Below are 18,505 nucleotides of genomic sequence, written 5' to 3'. Positions count from 1 at the left end.
GAGTAAACGAGATGGGTTATCGCGTTGTTATCGTAGGCGCGACCGGCAATGTCGGCCGCGAAATGCTGAACATTCTGGCCGAGCGCCAGTTCCCTGTAGACGAGCTTGCCGTGCTGGCCAGCCGCCGCTCGCTGGGTACGGACGTCAGCTTTGGCGATAAGACACTCAAGACGAAGGACCTTGATACGTTTGACTTCACGGGTTGGGATATGGCCTTGTTTGCAGTCGGCTCTGAAGCCACGGCAAAATACGCGCCCATCGCCGCGAAATCTGGCTGCGTCGTGATCGATAACTCGTCACTTTACCGCTATGATGCGGATATTCCGCTGATCGTGCCTGAGGTGAACCCTGAGGCAATCCACGGTTATGCAAAGAAAAATATCATCGCCAACCCCAACTGCTCCACCGCGCAGATGGTTGTGGCCTTGAAGCCTTTGCATGACCGCGCGACAATCAAACGCGTTGTCGTCAGCACATATCAATCGGTGTCTGGTGCAGGCAAAGAAGGCGCAGATGAACTTTGGGATCAGACCAAAAGCATCTACAACCCTGTCACAGATGTGCCGCCAAACAAGTTCCAAAAGCAAATCGCCTTTAACGTGATCCCGCAGATCGACGTCTTCATGGATTCTGGTGATACCAAGGAAGAGTGGAAGATGGTCGTCGAGACCAAAAAGATTCTCGACAAGAGCATCAAGGTCACCGCGACCTGTGTGCGCGTGCCGGTGTTCGTTGGTCACTCGGAATCGATCAACATCGAATTCGAAGACCATCTGGACGAAAACGAAGCACGTGACATCCTGCGCGAAGCGCCAGGCATCATGGTCATCGACAAGCGCGAAAACGGTGGCTACGTCACACCGATTGAATGTGTCGGCGATTATGCGACCTTCATCAGCCGCATCCGTCAGGACAGCACCATCGATAACGGGATCAACCTGTGGTGTGTATCTGACAACCTGCGCAAGGGTGCCGCATTGAACGCAGTACAGATCGCCGAACTTCTGGGCCGCGAAGTTCTCAAAAAGGGCTGATTTCCGCCCATTTCCATACTGCAAAGGGGTGTCCGAAAGGGCGCCCCTTTTTCTTTGCGTGGCAGCACGGCATGCTTGGCCTAGTTTCAAAAGGATACGATGAAAATGCGTTTTATTTCTCTGGCCCTCGCCGCTTTGCCCCTCCCCGCCCTAGCGGATACATATTCTGTCTCCTCTGCCCCGACAGCCGTGACCGTTTACAACGGCTACGCAATGGTCACTCGCGAAGTCAGCGTGGATGTCAGCGCAGGAACACATGAACTGGTGTTCCCTGATCTGCCAAAATGGATTGAGGCCGCCAGCCTGCGGGTCAACGTGGCAGGCGCACAATTGGGCAGCACACGCTTGCGCACAGACTCGTTGCCCCCTCAACCCGATGCCGACAGCCCAGCAGTGATTGCCGCCAAGGAACAAATTGAAAAGGCCGAACTGGCGCTGCGTGATCTGGAGGACCGAGTCGAAGATGCCAGCCTTACAGCGCAGGCCGCAGAATCCCGTCTGGCATTCCTACGCGGTATCGCCACTCAAAAGGACCTTCCCGCCGCCCCCGAAGACCTTGCCAATATCGCGCAAATGATTGAGGCGCAGACCCTTGCCGCCAGACAAGCACTGCTTGCGTCCAAGCGGGCCGCCCGTAGCATAAACGAAGACCGCGAAGATCTGGTAAAAGCCATCAAGGACGCGCATGCCGCACTGGCGTCCCTCACCCCACCCGCCGAGCCGAAAGCCCTGCTCGCACTCTCCGTTGCAGCCAGTGAAGCGGGCAGTGTGACCGCCTCCATCAGTTATCCTGCCAACGCCAGCTGGGAGCCGACCTACGATGTGGTTCTCACCCGTGGCGATGCAGAGTCTGTGACACTGCGCCGCGCGGCTTTGATTTATCAACGCTCGGGTGAAAATTGGAACGATGTGACCCTCACGCTCTCCACATTAGCCCCGACGGGACAGGTTCTGCCCTCCGAGCTTTACCCCACACTGTTGCAATTTTCCGACAAGCAGTCGCTGCAAAAATTAGGGAACGCGCGCAGGGGGAGCATCAGCGCAGAAATGGCTGCTGCGCCCGCCGCCATGATGGATATGGTGGAGCCAACGCCGCTTCCGACACCCAATTTTGACGGCCCCGGAGTGACGTACACCCTGCCGAATACGCTGACTATTGCGCAAAATGCAGAAGCTGCGCGGATCGAAATGGATGCGCTCTCTTTTGATGCGCGGGTCTTTGCACGTGCCGTCCCTGTGAGGGATCAAACTGCCTTCATGATGGCAGAAGCCACAAACACCAGCCAAGAGCCCCTATTGGCCGCAAGCATTGCGCAAATATTTGTGGACGGTTCTTTAATCGGACGTAGCAGCTTTGCCTCTGTTCCTGCTGGTGGCGAGTTTGTGCAATCCTTCGGACCCATCGAAGACCTGCGCCTGACCCACGCTATTCTGGATCAAAGTGAAGGGGATCGTGGCTTGATCAAGCGGAGCAATATTCAGGTTCAACAAGTTCGAATGACCCTTGAAAACATAGGTTCTAAAACTTGGGATGTAGAGGTAATGGCATCCGTTCCTTACAGCGAACAAGAGGACTTGGTGATCAAGTCCGAAGCCAAGCCCGCCGCGACACTCAAAGATGTAGATGACCGCCGAGGCCTGATGCAATGGGACCTGTCGCTTGCCGCCAATGCCACGCAAGAGATCATCATCGACCAAGACATCCGCTGGCCTGATGGCAACGTCCTGCACTAAGGCGCGGCTTATCCCCGCCTGAGTATTTCATTGTTTCCCCTCCCGCTGCACTGCGCGGCGGGTGGGGTTGGCAGATCAGCGCCAAAGCGTTTGACCAGTTGAAGGTAGCTTTCACCAACGGTTGAAGTGTTACACAGATGCCTGCCTGTTGTGCTGACATAAATGCCCAACTCAGCCCCCAACAACCGCAACTCCATTCCCGACATCGCCAAACGGTTGATTAAATCCGGCCAATTGCGGGCTTCGCTGATATGCGTGCTCACTACGGCGTAGCGCCTGGGATCAATCCTGCCTGCGGGCATAGTGCCCAGAGGGGCCATGATTTTCGGGCGCTGCGGCATCTGCCCGCCAAACCTTTTGACCAACGTGCCATAGCTAAATCCGATTTCAGAGCCTTTGCAAACACGTGTGCCACAGCTTGATTTAAACAGGACTACGCCCCCGCCAGAGGGGCGTAGTTCATAGCCATGCACCCGCAACCGTTCCGCCAGATCACTCCAGTCCCGCGCTTGCGCCATATCTTGAGCGAGGAGCGCCTGAAGGGCAGCGAGGAGCCGCACATCTGCATCCTCGCCCCCTCCGCCTACCATCTGCCGATCCACCTCACGCTTGAGCAGCTGACGCACCAAATGCCCAACAGAGACATCCCGCGCCGTCGCAACGCGTTGCGCGCCTGACAGCAAATCACGTGGCAATCTAAGGGTGACTGATTCTTCTTCCATACCCCAAGCCTGCAACCGGTATGCTTAATCAGTCGTTAATCTTGCATGCCACCTTGTCAAAAGCGGTTCTTAAACTTTGTCAAACTTTACCGCCGCAGGGTTATAGTACTCCAAGCCACCCTCCGCGATATCCGTCCACATCCCGTGCAGGGTTAATTTACCCGAGTTGACCTTCTCGGCCAGCCAAGGAAACGTCATGAGATTTTCAAGCGACATCATGACAGCATGTTTTTCCAACTGACGCACCTGTTCGGCTTCGTCGTCGATATCTTTGACCAACTCGTATTTTGGCCGCAAAATATCCATCCAACGCCCGACAAAGCTATCTTTCGCGTCCAACTCAGGAGCTTGCCCCGAACACATGCTCAGACAGCCCTGCACGCCACCACAGTTAGAGTGCCCCAACACAATCAAATGCGCGACCTCTAGCACTTGTACGGCATATTCAATTGCGGCCGAGGTGCCGTGATGTGCGCCATCGGGTTGATAGGCGGGCACAAGGTTTGCGATATTACGGTGGATAAAGAATTCACCCTGATCCGCGCCAAAGATTGATGTGACATGCACGCGGCTATCACAACACGATATTACCATCGCGCGGGGATGCTGCCCGCCCGTCGCCAATTTGCGATACCATGCGCTGTTTTCAGCGTAAGTTGTTGCTTTCCAGCCTTGATAGCGTTGTACCAGATACGCTGGTAACGGCTTCGCCTTATCCATGAAGTGCCACCTTTTCAATTTGCGGTTCACTCCAGATAGACTGAATTCATACCGAATTCGAGAGAAAACACCTATTGGCGGCAAGCATTTGAAAACTCCTAGGATGCATAACCGCCTGAGCTGTGGGGGCTATTATAGGGGTAAGAAATGGGTGAGATCGTTAAGATCAAGTTGTATGAGCCAATTCAGTTGGACCAAATCAGGCTTGATTCGCTTTATACACAATTGGGTGCCGTCGGGGCAGAAACCGTCGTTTGCCGCGCAATGGAGGAATTGGCCGTACGCATGGCAGAATGCGACACGTTATGGCGCGAGGCCGATCATACAAAATTACGTAAACACGTTCGATCATTGGTCGCAATTTCAGATCAATTAGGAATGAGTTTGCTGGCTCAATCCGCAACAAACGTGAGCACTGCACTGGAAACGGAGGATGAAACTTCGGTTGCCGCCACTTTATCGCGCATGCTTCGCATCGGAGAATGGTCACTTTCGGCCATTTGGGCGATGGAAGATCTAAGCATCTGACCCTGCTTGCAGCGGCGGCAAGATACGGTAGGCTGGGAGGGAAATAAACCCTTCCAAAAGGACCGCACCCCATGCCTCTTTGCTTTGCGCCCGACTCGCCTGACGCGATTGATCTTCACATTGTGTCTCAGGAGGGTGCAGAGGAATGGCTGGGCTTCCTGCCGCCCACCGTTGCAGAATGGGCGCGGGCAAGCGGCTTTACAGGTGGCATAGGTCAGGTGCTGTCCTTGCCTGCCACTGACAAGCTTCCCGCGATGGCAGCTGCTGGATATGGGTCGGCCATAACACGGACGCGGGGACGCTTTGCGCTGGCAGCTGCGGCGGCCAAGCTGCCTGCCGGTGACTACCGCATTTCTGGCGGCCTGCCTGCAGATCAAGCCGAGGTAGAATCCTTGGGTTGGCTCTTGGCCAGCTACCGCTTTGACCGTTATAAATCCGCAGCACCCATGGGCGCAAAACTGATCGCGCCCAAAGGCATTGATGCGAAACGCATTGAAATCATCGCCAATGGCGAGGCTCTTACGCGTACATTGATCAACACACCTGCCTCCGACATGGGCCCGCCCGATCTGGAAAAGGCCGCACGCGATCTGGCTACGCAGCATGGGGCCAAGATTGACGTGACGGTGGGTGATGATCTGTTGACGGCGAATCTGCCAATGATCCACACGGTCGGCCGCGCCTCTGATCGCGCACCACGGTTAATTGACATGCGTTGGGGCAACTCAGGCCCCACGCTGACGCTGGTCGGCAAAGGTGTTTGCTTTGACACAGGTGGGCTAGATCTTAAACCCGCCGCCTCCATGGGCCTGATGAAAAAAGACATGGGCGGCGCGGCGGCTGTTCTGGGGCTGGCGCATATGATCATGGCGACAGGCGCACAGGTGCAATTGCGCGTGCTGATCCCTGCGGTTGAGAACTCGGTTTCCAGCAATGCCTTCCGCCCCCAAGACATCCTGACCTCCCGCAAGGGCCTCACGGTTGAGATTAACAACACCGATGCCGAAGGCCGTCTGGTATTGGCGGATGCGCTGGCGCTGGCCGACGAAGAAAAACCCGACCAAATTATTTCAATGGCCACGCTTACCGGCGCGGCACGTGTGGCAGTTGGCCCTGATCTGGCCCCGTATTTCAGCGATGATGCCCGTTTTGTCGCGGCACTTGAGGCATCTGCCCTTGCCGTGGCTGATCCGGTGTGGCGGATGCCGTTCCACACGCCCTATGAAACTATGATTGAACCCGGGATTGCCGATCTGGATAACGCCCCAAAAGGCGGCTTTGCTGGTTGCATCACAGCCGCACTTTTCCTGCGCCGCTTTGTTACCGATAGCAACTATGCGCATTTCGACATATACGGCTGGCAGCCCGCTGCGGCCCCTGCCCGTGCAATGGGCGGTGTGGGCCAAGGCACCCGCGCGTTGCTTGACGCACTAGACAGGATTTTGACGAAATGACACACCCCCGCCTCACCCCCGATCCCGAACGTCTTGGGCTGAACGAACCTGCGCAAATCGGGCGAGGCGTGGTTAATTTACTGCGCAAACCCAACGGCGCACGCGACCGTCAACTGCTGTTGGGCGCGGATGTCACTGTCATGTGGCGCGAAGACGGTTGGGCCTATGTGCAATCTGCCGCAGACGGTTATTGCGGTTATGTGGGTGTTGCCTCGCTCTCCAAACCACAAGAAACAACGCATAAAGTCAGTGCCGCCGCCAGCCACGGCTATCAAAACGCCAATATGAAATCTATTGACCGCTGTGCCTTGAGCCACGGCAGCCGTCTGGCGATGCTGGACGAAACCGATGATTTCATCCGCACCGTACATGGCTTTGTCCCCAAGCAGCACATCATCGAAGTCGACGGTTTCGCAACAGACCCTGCCGATATTGCAGCCATGTTTTTGGACACGCCCTATCTTTGGGGCGGCAACAGCCGCTGGGGCATTGATTGCTCGGGCTTGATCCAGATGGCTTGCACTGCTTGCGACATCCCCTGCGGTGGCGATAGCGATATGCAAGAAGCCGAGCTGGGCACCTTGTTGGACGAAGGCACCGCACCACAGCGCAACGACCTGATGTTCTGGAAAGGCCACGTGGCGCTGGTTTGGGACGAAGAAACCCTGATCCACGCGAATGCTCACGCCATGGCAACGGTGTTTGAACCGATCGAGGCTGCAAAAGCACGCATCGCCAAAACCGACGGGCCTGTAACTGCGCTCCGCAGGTTGCCTAGCGTAGACTAATCCACCACGCGGAATAGCTTCCGCTCTAGCGTGCCAAGCACCGATTTCAGGTCGTGGCCGCGTTTCAGCACCTGACCATTGGCGCCCAGAATCGCGTACATACCTTGTTTGGCACGCAGCTTGGGCCGTTTTTCGATCCGGTACAGCGGCATTTCAGCCGTGCGTCGAAAAATCGAGAAAACGGCGACTTCACGCAGGCATGAGATACCGTAATCGCGCCACTCACCCGCCGCGACCATGCGGCCGTATAGTGACAGAATCAGTGATAACTCGGTCCGGTGAAAGGCCACCTGCTCGGCCGCACGCTGTGCGCCGCCGCCCTGTGTCCTCTTTGCGGGTAGGGTTGGTATATTCATTCTATTAGATTTGCTTTGACTGCCAAACATTTCAAGCCCCCGTTTTATCAAAGTGCTTGAATGTGTTACAAATCTGGATATGGTTTAAATATTGTGAAACACATCGAGGGATGGCGATGACTCCACAACAAAGAGCGGAAACCGCCGCGCAAGCTATGATGCAGGCGGATAATGCGTCACGTGATCTGGGGATGCAGATCACGGCTATTGGGCCGGGTTTGGCTACTCTCACCATGCGGGTGACGGGGAAAATGCTGAACGGGCACAAAACCTGCCATGGCGGCTATATCTTTACGCTCGCTGACAGCGCTTTTGCGTTTGCCTGCAACAGCTACAACCGCGTGACTGTCGCCCAGCAAAACCAGATCACCTATATCGCACCGGGCAAAGCGGATGAGCTGCTCACCGCGACGGCACGCGAGACCGCAATGGCAGGCCGTTCAGGCGTTTATGACGTGATGGTAACCGGCGAAGACGGGCGCATCGTTGCAACCATGCGCGGCCTATCCCGCACCATCCGCGGCCAACAATTCCCCGAAGAAGGACAAGATGCATGAAAGACCTCACCCCCGCCCGTAGCAGCCTTGACCCCATCGAGATTGCCAGTCGCGACGAGATCACCACACTCCAGCTAGACCGCCTCAAATGGTCGCTGCGCCATGCCTATGATAATGTGCCTTTCTACCGCCAAAAATTTGACGCGGCAGGTGTCCACCCTGATGATTTGCACAGCCTGAGCGATTTGGGCAAGTTCCCCTTTACCGTCAAGGCAGACCTGCGGGATAATTACCCTTTTGGCATGTTCGCCGTGCCACAAAATCAGGTCAAGCGCATCCATGCCTCCTCTGGCACCACGGGTCAGCCGACGGTTGTGGGATATACCGCAAATGATCTGAAAAACTGGGGCAATGTCGTGGCACGGTCCTTGCGGGCGGCGGGGATGCAGGCCGGTGATATGCTGCATAACGCCTATGGATACGGGCTGTTTACAGGCGGTCTGGGCATCCATCTGGGTGCCGATGCGCTGGGGCTTAGCACGATCCCAATTTCAGGCGGCATGACACAGCGCCAAGTACGCCTGATCGAAGATTTCAAACCCAAAGGCATCACTGTCACACCCTCATATGCGCTTTCCATTCTGGATGAATTCAACGCACAAGGGCTTGATCCGCGTGAGTGCTCGCTGGCTGTCGGCATCTTTGGCGCTGAACCGTGGACAAACGCCATGCGGCTAGAGATCGAGCAAGCTTTCGACATGCATGCCGTTGATATATATGGGCTATCCGAAATTATGGGACCAGGTGTCTCAATGGAATGTGTAGAAAGCAAAGACGGGCTGCACATCTGGGAAGATCATTTTTACCCAGAAATCATCAACCCAGAAACTGGCGAGGTCGTGGCGGATGGAGAGCAGGGCGAGCTGGTTTTCACCTCACTCACCAAAGAGGCTTTTCCAATCATCCGCTACCGCACCCGCGACCTGACCCGCCTGCTGGCAGGCACGGCGCGCAGCATGCGGCGGATGGAAAAGGTCACAGGGCGTAGCGATGACATGATTATCCTGCGCGGTGTGAATGTGTTCCCCACCCAGATCGAGGAACTGCTGATGCAGGTCCGCGCTCTTGCGCCACACTTCCAGATTGAACTGACCCGCCCTGACCGCATGGATCAAATGCGCATCCTGACCGAAGTCGCTGACGACAGCATCGGTGATGCCAGCCGTGCGGATGCCGCAAGCCAATTGTCTGCGGCGATCAAGGATGTCATCGGGATCAGTGCAAAAGTGGTCGTAGGCGGCATCGGCGCTGTCCCCCGATCCGAGGGAAAGGCCGTGCGCATTCTGGATCAGCGGCCCAAAGCCTAGCCGCAGGTGATCGCCACGATGTTGTCGGTTTCATCCAGCTGCACGTTCAGGCGTGCGGCGTTGAAATCCATAGTGACCGCATCATTTGGGCCATAAAGGCGTTTGGGTTCGGGCAGCGCCAAAGACGATGCCGCCTCCATACCGATCAACCCCTGATGGGCGGCGGCATTACAGGTATCGGGCGCATTTGCAGGCGCACGGCCCGCTGTTGGCGTGACCGCCGCGCCGCAACCTGCCAGTAAAAGCCCTGCAAAAATCGTGTATTTCATCGGATATACCCTTCTCAATTCAATTATCAGCGCAGCAAAATGCGATGTATCTCACGATTAGTCTGAACCATTTCGTCACAAGACGCCACCACATGACGGCAGGTATCATCTGCGCCAGATGATTTCCGCTGGCACCGCAACAGAAGCCAAGCTATCAATATCCCATGTTAGCGATCTTCCTCAAAACACTTCCTTTTTTCGCGCTCATCGGCGTGGGCTATGGGGCTGGGCGCACGCGATTTTTCACCGCCGAAGCAACCGCCTATCTGACCAAATTCGTCTTTTACTTTGCTCTCTCTGCGATGCTGTTCAACTTCTCCGCCAACCTGTCGCTGGCCGAGGTCTGGGATACACGTTTGGTGTTGGCCTATCTATGCGGCACAGCGGTGGTGTACGCGATTGCCACCTTCGTCGGGTATCTGCGCGGTTTACAACTAGAAGTCGCAGCGATTGAGGCCCAATGCGCCGTGATCGGGAATATCGGCTTCTTGGGTGTTCCGATGCTGACCCTGCTGCTGGGCGCGCAGGCCATTGGGCCGCTGATGCTGGCGCTTGCAGTTGATCTGATCGTCTTTGCCTCGCTTATTGTGATCTTGATCACCGGATCGCGTGACGGACAGATGAGCGTTACAATCCTGCGCACTGTTGGTCTGGGTTTGGTCAAAAACCCGATGATCGTGGCCATCACCGTTGGGCTTTTGTGGTCTGGTTTTAAAATTCCGATCCCCGCCCCTTTAGGGGAATTTGTGACATTGCTGGGTGCGGCGGCCACCCCTTGTGCGCTCTTTGCAATCGGCGCCTCGCTCGCTTCCAAATCAGCCGAGCGGCTTTCAGTGGCAAGCTGGCTTGGCTTTTGCAAACTGGTCTTGCATCCGCTGTTTGTGGCCATCGCCTGTCTGGTTGTGTTCAACGTCGATCCCTATACGGCGACGGTGGTCATTTCAGCGGCTGCGCTGCCTGTTGCTGGCAATGTCTATATCCTTGCCCAACATTACGGCGTTGCACCGCAGCGCGTGTCTGCTGCCATCCTCGTCTCAACGGCGCTTAGCATTGTGACAGTCAGCCTGTGGATTGCATGGCTGATGGACACTTCTCTCAGCGGCTAGCAATAGAACCCTTGCCCCGCGAGCCTGCTCTGGGTAGCCATAGGCAACCCCGAAAAGGAGACCCCAATGGAAACCCTCTCGTCCAATGCCTGTTTTGGCGGCACTCAGCATGTGATCAAACACAGCTCAGACGCCTGCGCCTGCGACATGACCTTTGCGCTGTTCCTGCCTGCCGAAGCACAAGACGGCCCCGTGCCAGTGCTTTGGTTCTTGTCTGGCCTCACCTGCACCCATGAAAACGCCATGGTCAAAGCGGGCGCTCAGGCGTGGGCCGCCGAACAGGGGATCGCACTGGTCTTTCCCGACACCTCCCCGCGCGGCGAAGGTGTTGCCAATGACGAAGCCTATGATCTGGGCCAAGGCGCAGGATTCTATGTGAACGCCACCCAAGACCCGTGGAAGCCGCATTTCCAAATGTGGAGCTATATCGCCGATGAATTGCCCGCCCTTCTGGCTGAAAATTTCCCACTGGATATGGAGCGGCAATCCATCACAGGTCACTCCATGGGAGGGCACGGCGCATTGACGCTGGCGATGTCCCTGCCCGGTCGCTTCCGCTCCGTTTCGGCTTTTGCGCCCATCGCACATCCCACCGCCAGCGACTGGGGTCGCAAACAGCTCACCGCATATCTGGGCGCAGATCAGGCGAGTTGGAGTGCGCATGACGCCGCCTTGTTGATGCAAGACAAGGGATTTGACGGGCCTGTTTTGATTGATCAAGGAACCGAGGATCAATTCCTTGATCTACTGATGCCCGAAGCGCTGAGCGGGGCGATGGCCAAACGCCGGCAGAACGGCACCTTCCGCATGCAACCGGGCTATGATCATAGCTATTTCTTCATCGCAACATTCATGGAAGATCACGTGACTTTCCATGCCGATGCACTGTGGTCCGCATGACCTCACTCTATATTGATGCAGATGCCTGCCCCGTCAAAGAAGAGGCCGAGCGGGTGGCAACCCGTCACAAAATAAAGATGTTTGTGGTCTCTAACGGGGGCCTGCGCCCCTCACAAAACCCCTATGTAGAGACTGTTATCGTCCCTGACGGCCCTGACATCGCCGATATGTGGATTGCGGATCGTGCTGTGCGCGGTGATGTTGTGGTGACGGGTGATATCCCGCTGGCCGCGAAATGTGTGGAGACAGGCGCGCGGGTGATCAAACATAATGGCGAAGCCCTAACGCAAGCCAATATAGGCAACGTGCTGGCGACCCGCGATTTAATGACAGATTTGCGGGCGGCTGATCCCTTTCGGCAGGGCGGCGGAAAACCCTTTTCCAAAGCTGACCGCTCTCGCTTTTTAGAGGCGCTTGAGCGCGAAATCAGAGCGGCCGCCAAATTGGTGTAGCCGTTTCCTTGCACAAAAAACGTCCGGAATTTTCACCAAATTTCGATCCCTATTAAGAGGTTTGACATGACACCCAAGGCAGTGATTTTTGACATCGGCAATGTGCTTATCAATTGGCAACCAGAAGAGTATTTCGATGCCCAAATCGGCGAGGACCGCCGCCGCGCCATGTTTGAGGCTGTCGATCTGCACGCAATGAATGACCTTGTCGACCAAGGCCATAATTTTACCGAAATGGTCACACAAACCGCTGCCAAATATCCCGATTGGTCGGATGAAATCATGATGTGGCATGACCGCTGGATTGATATGGCAACCCCCGCGATTGACCATTCCGTGCGTCTGAAAACCCAATTGCAAGCCAAGGGCATACCCGTCTTTTCCCTCACCAACTTCGGGATCGAGACCTATGAAATAGCCGAACAGAAATACCCGTTTTTGCGCGACTTTGACCGCAATTTCATCTCGGGCCATATGAAAGTCGTGAAACCAAATCCGCGTATCTATGAGATGGTTGAAGAAGGCTCTGGTCTGTCTGGTGCCGAACTCCTGTTCGCCGATGACCGCCCCGAAAACATTGCCGCAGCGGCGGATCGGGGATGGCAGGTCCATCACTTTGAAGGCCCGCAAGGCTGGGCTGACAGGTTGGTTTCCGAAGGCCTACTCACCAGTGAGGAAGCGCAATGACAACGATCCCCCTTATCCCCTTTGACGCCGAAAACCTGCTGGACTGGGTCTCTTTCACCGATGCGTTGGCACAGGGGCACGACCTGCCCAAGGCCGAAATCGGTGATACGTTTCTCTACCGCGGGTCCGATACACTGCTCAGCCGCGCCGCGTGGATTGACGGGCTAGGCATGGCCGTGAAATCCGCCACGATTTTCCCCGGCAACAAGGATCAGGGCAAACCCAACGTCAACGGCGGTGTTAGTCTCTATTCCGACAGTGATGGCACAATGGAAGCCATTGTCGATTTCCATCTGGTGACCAAGTGGAAAACCGCAGGCGACAGCCTGCTGGCGGCGCGCCGTCTGGCCCGCCCCGATGCCACGCGCATCTTGTTGGTTGGTGCAGGTGCTGTGGCGCAATCGTTGCACGCCGCCTATTCCGCCGTGTTCCCCAACGCCCGCTTCACCGTCTGGAGCCGCACACGCGCCAGTGCTGAAGCGTTGGTTGCAGACTTACCCGGGGTCGCAATCGCCGATGATCTGGAAACAGCCGTGCGCAATGCCGAAATCATCGGCAGTGCCACAATGGCGACTGAACCGCTCATCAAAGGCGCGTGGTTGCAGCCAGGTCAGCATCTTGATCTGATCGGTGCCTACCGTCCTGACATGCGCGAAGTGGATGACGAAGCCTTGCAGAGTGCACGCCTGTTTGTGGACAACTTTGACACCACCATCGGCCACATCGGTGAGATAAAAACGCCACTGGAAAGCGGCGCCATTACCCGCGATCACATCATCGCGGATTTCTATGACCTTGCCGCGTTCAAACGCGGCTCGGCTGATGAAATCACCATCTGCAAAAACGGCGGCGGCGCACATTTGGACCTGATGACCAGCCGCTATATCCTTGACCGTTGGCGTGCCGCGCAGTGATTTGGCTTTTCCTCATTATAGCTATCGCCGCTGCCGCCCCTTTTGTGATCGAGCATTATCGCCCAATCATGTCCGACGGGCGCAGGGGATCGGCACGAGGGCAGTTTGTAGAACTAAGCCAAGGCGTGACCCACTTCCATCTGAGCGGCCCTGTTGACGGTCCATTGGTCGTCTGTGTACATGGGCTTACCACGCCCAGTATTGCTTGGTCGTATCTGACAAAAGGGCTAACTGGGCTGGGGTTTAGGGTCTTAATTTACGATCTGTACGGGCGCGGTTTTTCGGACCACACAACCGCCCTGCAAGACAAAGGTTTCTTTAATCAGCAGTTGGACGACCTGCTGGAGCATTTGGAAATAGATACAGCTTTCCATCTGTTTGGCTATTCCATGGGCGGGGCTGTCGCCGCAGGGTATGCGGCCACCAACCCGACGCGCGTGCGGCGGTTGGTACTGCTTGCGTCGGCAGGCTTCAGCCGCCCTGATACGCCGCTGGTACGGTTTATCCGCACGCGAGGTCTGGCAGGGAAATGGCTGATGCTGGCCGCCTACCCGCTGCAATTGCGCCAAGGGATCAAGGCGGAACAAGCCCAGCACAAAGTGCCACAAGACATCTCGGACGCACAAACAGCAGAGCTTGTGTTTCAAGGTTTCATCCCTGCGGTGCTTTCCTCACTGCGCGGCATACTTGCCCGTCCTTTGGAAGGAGAGCACATGGCGTTACGCCAAGCAGGTATTCCTATTCTGGCGCTTTGGGGGGCGGATGATGAGGTTGTGCCCGCCAGTGCCATGGGCCAACTTGCCGCATGGAACCGTGATGCCACGCATGAGGTGATCGACGACGCGGGCCATGGCCTGCCCTATACGCATGCTGAAGCAGTTTTGCAGCACATCACCGCATTCCTGCCTGATCCAACGAGTGTAGCCAAAGATACCTAGCTGGCCGCAACAAGCCCCGCCGGCTTCTCTCGTACAGGCAAATGCACAATCGCGCTAAAGGCCCCTACTGCCACACCGATCCACCACACCGTGGTATAGCTACCATAGGCGTCATACATCCGCCCGCCCAACCAGACCCCCACAAAGCTGCCCAATTGGTGGCTGAAGAAGATAATCCCGTACAGCGTGCCCATATACCGCAGCCCATAAATATGCGCGATCAACCCCGAGGTCAGCGGCACAGTCGCCAACCAAAGTGAGCCCATGGCAACCGAGAAGATGATGACGCTGGTAGGTGTGATCGGCATCATGATGAACACAGCGGCAATAATCGTGCGACCCGTATAGATACCAGCCAGCAGGTATTTTTTCGAATACCTGTTGCCCGCCCACCCCGCCAATAGCGTTCCACCGACATTTGCCAAACCAATCAGCGAAATCGCCACAGCTCCCAATGCGGAGGTCGTGGTAATACCCATATTATGCAGCACACCCCCCGCAAGGATCGGGCCACACAACTCAGTCACAAACGCAGGGAAATGGGCCGTGATAAAGGCCAGTTGATATCCACACGAAAAGAAACCAAGGAAGATAAGCGTATAACTAGGGTCTTTGAAAGCACGCATCAGGATCGTGCCCATCGACTCTTCCAGCTCTGCGCGGTTGACCTGCACAGGGGCGCGCATGAACGGCAGCGTCAGGATCATCGACAAAATCGCGCCCGCAAAAACGGTAAACACCATTTGCCAACTCATCACACTCAGCAGCCATTCCGCCACTGGCGCGCCGAATATCTGGCCCGCGCTTCCCGCTGCCGTCACCACCGCCAACGACATCGAGCGGTTTTCGTCAGAGGCCGCACGCCCCACCACAGCAAGGATCACGCCAAAGCCCGTTCCCGCAATGCCGAAGCCAACCAGCCAAGCATAGTTTTGCAAGGCAAGCGGTGTTTCCGTGCCCGCCGAAAGGGTCAGCCCCAATGCATAGATCACAGCCCCCAGAATGATCGCTTTGCGGTCGCCGATTTTCTCGGCCATGGCGCCAAAGATCGGCTGCCCAATGCCCCATGCAAGGTTCTGGATCGCGATGGCGAGGGAAAATTCGCTGCGCAGCCAGCCGAATTCTTCGGCAATTGGAATCTGGAACACGCCGAATGAGGCGCGGATTGCAAAGCTGACCATGATGATCACACAGCCCACGATCAGCACGGGCGAGAATAACGGCGATTTTTCCAAAGCGGGGCTCCAATTCAATTCGGGCAAATTGCGCAGCAATTGAACCTTCGTCAATCAAACGATTGTATGCACACACTTTCCAACCGCAGCGCTTGGCGCTAGTTAGGGGCCATGACCAGCATTAGCACCCTTTATGAACAAATGATTGCAGACGGTACTTTGCGCGCAGACCCCGCGCAGCAAGCCGTGATGCCCGAATTTGACCGCATCCGTGATGCCCTGATGCAACCCGTGAAAAAGGGCTTTTTCCGCAAAGCACCAGAGCCACCAAAAGGCCTGTATCTTTGGGGTGGTGTCGGACGCGGCAAATCCATGATCATGGATTTATTTGTGAATAATCTGGGCGACATTCCTGCGCGGCGGGTGCATTTTCACGCCTTCATGCAAGAAATTCACACCGCAATGCACGAAGCCCGCAAAACCGGTGTCGATGATGCTATTGCCCCTGTTGCCAAAGCGGTCAGTAGCTCGGTCCGCCTGCTGGCCTTTGACGAAATGCAGATCACCGACATCACCGATGCGATGATTGTGGGCCGCCTGTTTGAAGCCTTGTTTGCCGATGGAGTGGTTGTGATCACCACCTCAAACCGCCTGCCAGATGAGCTGTATAAACACGGGTTGAACCGTAACCTGTTTGTGCCCTTCATCGAGTTGATCAAAAAAAAGATGGTTGTGCATGAATTGGTCAGTCCCACAGACTACCGCCAAGACAGGCTGGCTGGCAGCCCCGTCTATTTCACGCCCATCAACGCCGAAAGCCGTGCGGATATGGATGCTGTCTGGCAGGATTTGACAGGGGGCGACGATGCGCCGCTGACGTTGCATGTCAAAGGCCGCCAAGTAGTGATCCCGAGGTTCCGCAATGGTATTGGCCGCGCTAAATTTCACGCGTTATGTGGACAGCCCCTTGGTGCTGCCGATTATCTGGCGCTGGCTGAAGCTGTCAAAGTGCTGATGCTGGATGACATTCCCAGCCTCGGGCGCAGTAATTTCAATGAAGCGAAACGTTTCGTCACGCTTATTGATGCGCTCTACGAGGCCCATGTCCGCCTGATCTGCTCGGCGGCGGCGTCACCTGAAATGCTGTATCTTGAAGGGGAAGGCACGTTCGAATTTGAGCGTACAGCATCACGCCTGCGCGAAATGCAAGGCGAGGACTGGGGCAAAGCCCAATCCTGACTAATGAAATCCTAGTTCTGACTAGATGAACCCATCAAAGCTGAGGTTTCCGAACGCGTCACATCATCCGTGTAATCAGCGGGGTGATAGGGGCCGCCACCGCCGCGCAAGCTCCATACACCTAAGCCCATGATCCCGATGGCAATGCCGCAGATGATCAACTGGCGTGTCACAACAGATTTACCCTCTGCTTTGGGCGTGGCCGTATTCTTATCCATGCTCTACCCTCGGTCTATGCGGTTGGGCGCTCTAATAAACGCCGTCCGCTGTTGCGCGATTGTTTATGGGATTAACCCCGCGCAGGTCAATTCGATTGATGCATCATCTAGTGTGATTTATCCGTTGGACCGCAAGATGTTGCCGGCAAGATACAATGACCCACATATCAAAACGCGCGCATGCGGGTCTTGTGCGACAATTTCTTGAACTGCCGTAGCCACATCCGTAGCCACCTTGGCTGTAATCTCAACAGCTTGCGCTGCTTGTGCCGTTGTTTCAGCAGGCAGCGTCGCCGCCTCGCCGGGGATCGACACAGCATGTAGTGCCGCCACATGCGGAGCAAGCGGACGCAAATAGCCAGTGATGTCTTTAGTATTCAGCATCCCGCAAATCAAATAGGTCGGCACCTTTGGCATCTCATCCAACACCGCTGCCAAAGCACGCCCCGCAGCGGGGTTGTGCCCGCCATCCAACCACAACTCGGCTTGCCCAGCTGTCTCAACCAAAGGTCCGGTCTTGAGGCGCTGCATCCGTGCAGGCCATTGCGCGTTTGTCACAGCGCCTTCACAAGCCGCATTATCAAAGCCCAACATGCGAAGCGTCGCAATCGCCCCACCTGCGTTTTGCACCTGATGCAAACCGGGCAACTTGGGCAAGGGCAGATCCAGTAGACCTTGCTCATCCTGATAGACCATGCGTCCCGCCTCACGGCTGGCATGCCAATGTTGGCCATAAACGCTCAACGGTGCCATATTGCGTGCTGCCGTGGCTTCGATCACATCCAGCCCCGCTTCTTGCTGTGGGCCAACGATGCACGGCACGCGGCGTTTGATGATGCCCGCCTTTTCGCCAGCGATCTCTGTCAAAGTGTCGCCCAGATATTGCTGATGATCCAGATCGACAGGGGTGATCACCGTCACAACAGGGTTTGCTACAACATTGGTAGCATCCAGAACGCCGCCCAGACCAACCTCTAGCAAGGTGTAATCCGCAGGGGTGCGCGAAAATGCCAAGATGGCAGCGCAGGTTGTGATTTCGAAATAGGTGATGATCTCGCCGTTGTTGGCGGCGTAGCATTCATCCAGCACTTCGGTCAGCGCCTCTTCGGTAATCAGCTCCCCCGCCAGCCGGATACGTTCGTGAAACCGCGCAAGGTGCGGTGAGGTATAAGCATGAACAGTCTTGCCTGCTGTCTCCAGCCCCGCACGGATCATCGCTTGGGTGGACCCTTTGCCATTGGTGCCAGCGATATGGATCACTGGCGGCAGCTTGTCTTGCGGATTGCCCAATGCCTCAAGCAGGCGAAACATCCGCCCCAAGGTCAGGTCAATGATCTTGGGGTGCAAGGCCATCATCCGTTCAAGGATGACATCAGAAGTAGGCGCAGTCATGACAGGACACCCTTC

21 protein-coding genes are annotated in these 18,505 nt (G+C 56.1%); 14 read left to right on the top strand and 7 right to left on the bottom strand.

Annotated elements, in window-relative coordinates; translation table 11 throughout:
- The first annotated feature begins 11 nt into the window (after positions 1-11).
- The gene (locus GGR95_RS09570) at positions 12-1,034 is read left to right on the top strand and encodes an aspartate-semialdehyde dehydrogenase (RefSeq protein WP_184565221.1); all 1,023 of its coding nucleotides are present in this window, start codon (positions 12-14) and stop codon (positions 1,032-1,034) included.
- Between the two features lie 105 nt (positions 1,035-1,139).
- Entirely contained in the window at positions 1,140-2,768 is a 1,629-nt protein-coding gene (locus GGR95_RS09565; protein ID WP_184565219.1) for a DUF4139 domain-containing protein, read from the top strand.
- Positions 2,769-2,776: 8 nt separating this feature from the next.
- On the opposite strand, the gene GGR95_RS09560 is transcribed toward GGR95_RS09565, so the two are convergent.
- Positions 2,777-3,490 (bottom strand): hypothetical protein, encoded by a 714-nt coding sequence (locus GGR95_RS09560; RefSeq protein WP_184565217.1) that lies wholly within the window; start codon positions 3,488-3,490, stop codon positions 2,777-2,779.
- Between the two features lie 69 nt (positions 3,491-3,559).
- Positions 3,560-4,210 (bottom strand): carbonic anhydrase, encoded by a 651-nt coding sequence (locus tag GGR95_RS09555; RefSeq protein ID WP_184565215.1) that lies wholly within the window; start codon positions 4,208-4,210, stop codon positions 3,560-3,562.
- 147 nt (positions 4,211-4,357) lie between these two features.
- Here GGR95_RS09555 and GGR95_RS09550 point away from each other — a divergent pair, with 147 nt between their 5' ends.
- From GGR95_RS09550 to GGR95_RS09540, 3 genes are all read left to right on the top strand, one after another.
- Positions 4,358-4,738: a hypothetical protein gene (locus GGR95_RS09550; RefSeq protein ID WP_184565214.1), complete on the top strand. Its 381-nt coding sequence runs from the start codon at positions 4,358-4,360 to the stop codon at positions 4,736-4,738.
- Positions 4,739-4,809: 71 nt separating this feature from the next.
- Positions 4,810-6,192: a leucyl aminopeptidase family protein gene (locus GGR95_RS09545; protein WP_184565212.1), complete on the top strand. Its 1,383-nt coding sequence runs from the start codon at positions 4,810-4,812 to the stop codon at positions 6,190-6,192.
- The gene (locus GGR95_RS09540; protein WP_184565210.1) at positions 6,189-6,980 is read left to right on the top strand and encodes a C40 family peptidase; all 792 of its coding nucleotides are present in this window, start codon (positions 6,189-6,191) and stop codon (positions 6,978-6,980) included. Before GGR95_RS09545 ends, GGR95_RS09540 begins: the two co-directional genes overlap by 4 nt.
- Here GGR95_RS09540 and GGR95_RS09535 read toward each other — a convergent pair.
- Positions 6,977-7,336, bottom strand: a complete 360-nt coding sequence (locus GGR95_RS09535) for a DUF2794 domain-containing protein (protein WP_184565208.1) — start codon at positions 7,334-7,336, stop codon at positions 6,977-6,979. The two genes, GGR95_RS09540 and GGR95_RS09535, sit on opposite strands and share 4 nt — an antisense overlap.
- A gap of 116 nt (positions 7,337-7,452) precedes the next feature.
- Here GGR95_RS09535 and paaI point away from each other — a divergent pair, with 116 nt between their 5' ends.
- Together paaI and paaK are read left to right on the top strand one after the other, a co-directional pair.
- Positions 7,453-7,893 (top strand): hydroxyphenylacetyl-CoA thioesterase PaaI, encoded by a 441-nt coding sequence (paaI, locus tag GGR95_RS09530; RefSeq protein ID WP_184565206.1) that lies wholly within the window; start codon positions 7,453-7,455, stop codon positions 7,891-7,893.
- Entirely contained in the window at positions 7,890-9,200 is a 1,311-nt protein-coding gene (paaK, locus tag GGR95_RS09525) for a phenylacetate--CoA ligase PaaK (RefSeq protein WP_184565204.1), read from the top strand. Before paaI ends, paaK begins: the two co-directional genes overlap by 4 nt.
- Here paaK and GGR95_RS09520 read toward each other — a convergent pair.
- The gene (locus GGR95_RS09520; RefSeq protein WP_184565202.1) at positions 9,197-9,469 is read right to left on the bottom strand and encodes an I78 family peptidase inhibitor; all 273 of its coding nucleotides are present in this window, start codon (positions 9,467-9,469) and stop codon (positions 9,197-9,199) included. The two genes, paaK and GGR95_RS09520, sit on opposite strands and share 4 nt — an antisense overlap.
- A gap of 164 nt (positions 9,470-9,633) precedes the next feature.
- On the opposite strand from GGR95_RS09520, the gene GGR95_RS09515 reads away from it, so the two are divergent.
- The 6 genes from GGR95_RS09515 to GGR95_RS09490 all read left to right on the top strand — a co-directional run bounded on the left by GGR95_RS09515 (position 9,634) and on the right by GGR95_RS09490 (position 14,466).
- On the top strand, positions 9,634-10,575 hold the full coding sequence (locus tag GGR95_RS09515) for an AEC family transporter (protein ID WP_184565200.1): 942 nt from the start codon (positions 9,634-9,636) through the stop codon (positions 10,573-10,575).
- 66 nt (positions 10,576-10,641) lie between these two features.
- A complete protein-coding gene (gene fghA / locus GGR95_RS09510) occupies positions 10,642-11,475 on the top strand; it encodes an S-formylglutathione hydrolase (RefSeq protein ID WP_184565198.1) in 834 nt (277 codons plus the stop codon).
- The gene (locus GGR95_RS09505) at positions 11,472-11,927 is read left to right on the top strand and encodes a YaiI/YqxD family protein (RefSeq protein ID WP_184565196.1); all 456 of its coding nucleotides are present in this window, start codon (positions 11,472-11,474) and stop codon (positions 11,925-11,927) included. The genes fghA and GGR95_RS09505 overlap by 4 nt, the downstream gene beginning before the upstream one ends.
- Before the next feature lie 66 nt (positions 11,928-11,993).
- Complete coding sequence (locus GGR95_RS09500) at positions 11,994-12,614, top strand: HAD family hydrolase (RefSeq protein WP_184565194.1); 621 nt, start codon at positions 11,994-11,996, stop codon at positions 12,612-12,614.
- A complete protein-coding gene (locus GGR95_RS09495; protein WP_184565191.1) occupies positions 12,611-13,528 on the top strand; it encodes an ornithine cyclodeaminase family protein in 918 nt (305 codons plus the stop codon). Before GGR95_RS09500 ends, GGR95_RS09495 begins: the two co-directional genes overlap by 4 nt.
- Positions 13,525-14,466: an alpha/beta fold hydrolase gene (locus GGR95_RS09490; protein ID WP_343042182.1), complete on the top strand. Its 942-nt coding sequence runs from the start codon at positions 13,525-13,527 to the stop codon at positions 14,464-14,466. The genes GGR95_RS09495 and GGR95_RS09490 overlap by 4 nt, the downstream gene beginning before the upstream one ends.
- On the opposite strand, the gene GGR95_RS09485 is transcribed toward GGR95_RS09490, so the two are convergent.
- Positions 14,463-15,647 carry an MFS transporter gene (locus tag GGR95_RS09485; protein WP_425506390.1) on the bottom strand — a complete coding sequence of 395 codons (1,185 nt, stop codon included), beginning with the start codon at positions 15,645-15,647 and terminating at the stop codon, positions 14,463-14,465. The genes GGR95_RS09490 and GGR95_RS09485 overlap by 4 nt on opposite strands.
- A 165-nt stretch (positions 15,648-15,812) precedes the next feature.
- Between GGR95_RS09485 and zapE the strand changes: the two genes are divergently transcribed.
- Entirely contained in the window at positions 15,813-16,880 is a 1,068-nt protein-coding gene (zapE, locus tag GGR95_RS09480) for a cell division protein ZapE (protein WP_184565187.1), read from the top strand.
- A gap of 11 nt (positions 16,881-16,891) precedes the next feature.
- On the opposite strand, the gene GGR95_RS09475 is transcribed toward zapE, so the two are convergent.
- On the bottom strand, positions 16,892-17,098 hold the full coding sequence (locus GGR95_RS09475; RefSeq protein ID WP_184565185.1) for a hypothetical protein: 207 nt from the start codon (positions 17,096-17,098) through the stop codon (positions 16,892-16,894).
- Between the two features lie 117 nt (positions 17,099-17,215).
- Complete coding sequence (locus GGR95_RS09470) at positions 17,216-18,490, bottom strand: bifunctional folylpolyglutamate synthase/dihydrofolate synthase (RefSeq protein ID WP_184565183.1); 1,275 nt, start codon at positions 18,488-18,490, stop codon at positions 17,216-17,218.
- Between the last annotated feature and the right edge of the window lie 15 nt (positions 18,491-18,505).

The organism is Sulfitobacter undariae (assembly GCF_014196805.1).
GTDB classification, from domain to species: domain Bacteria; phylum Pseudomonadota; class Alphaproteobacteria; order Rhodobacterales; family Rhodobacteraceae; genus Sulfitobacter; species Sulfitobacter undariae.
This window is presented reverse-complemented; position numbering and strand designations above follow the sequence as displayed.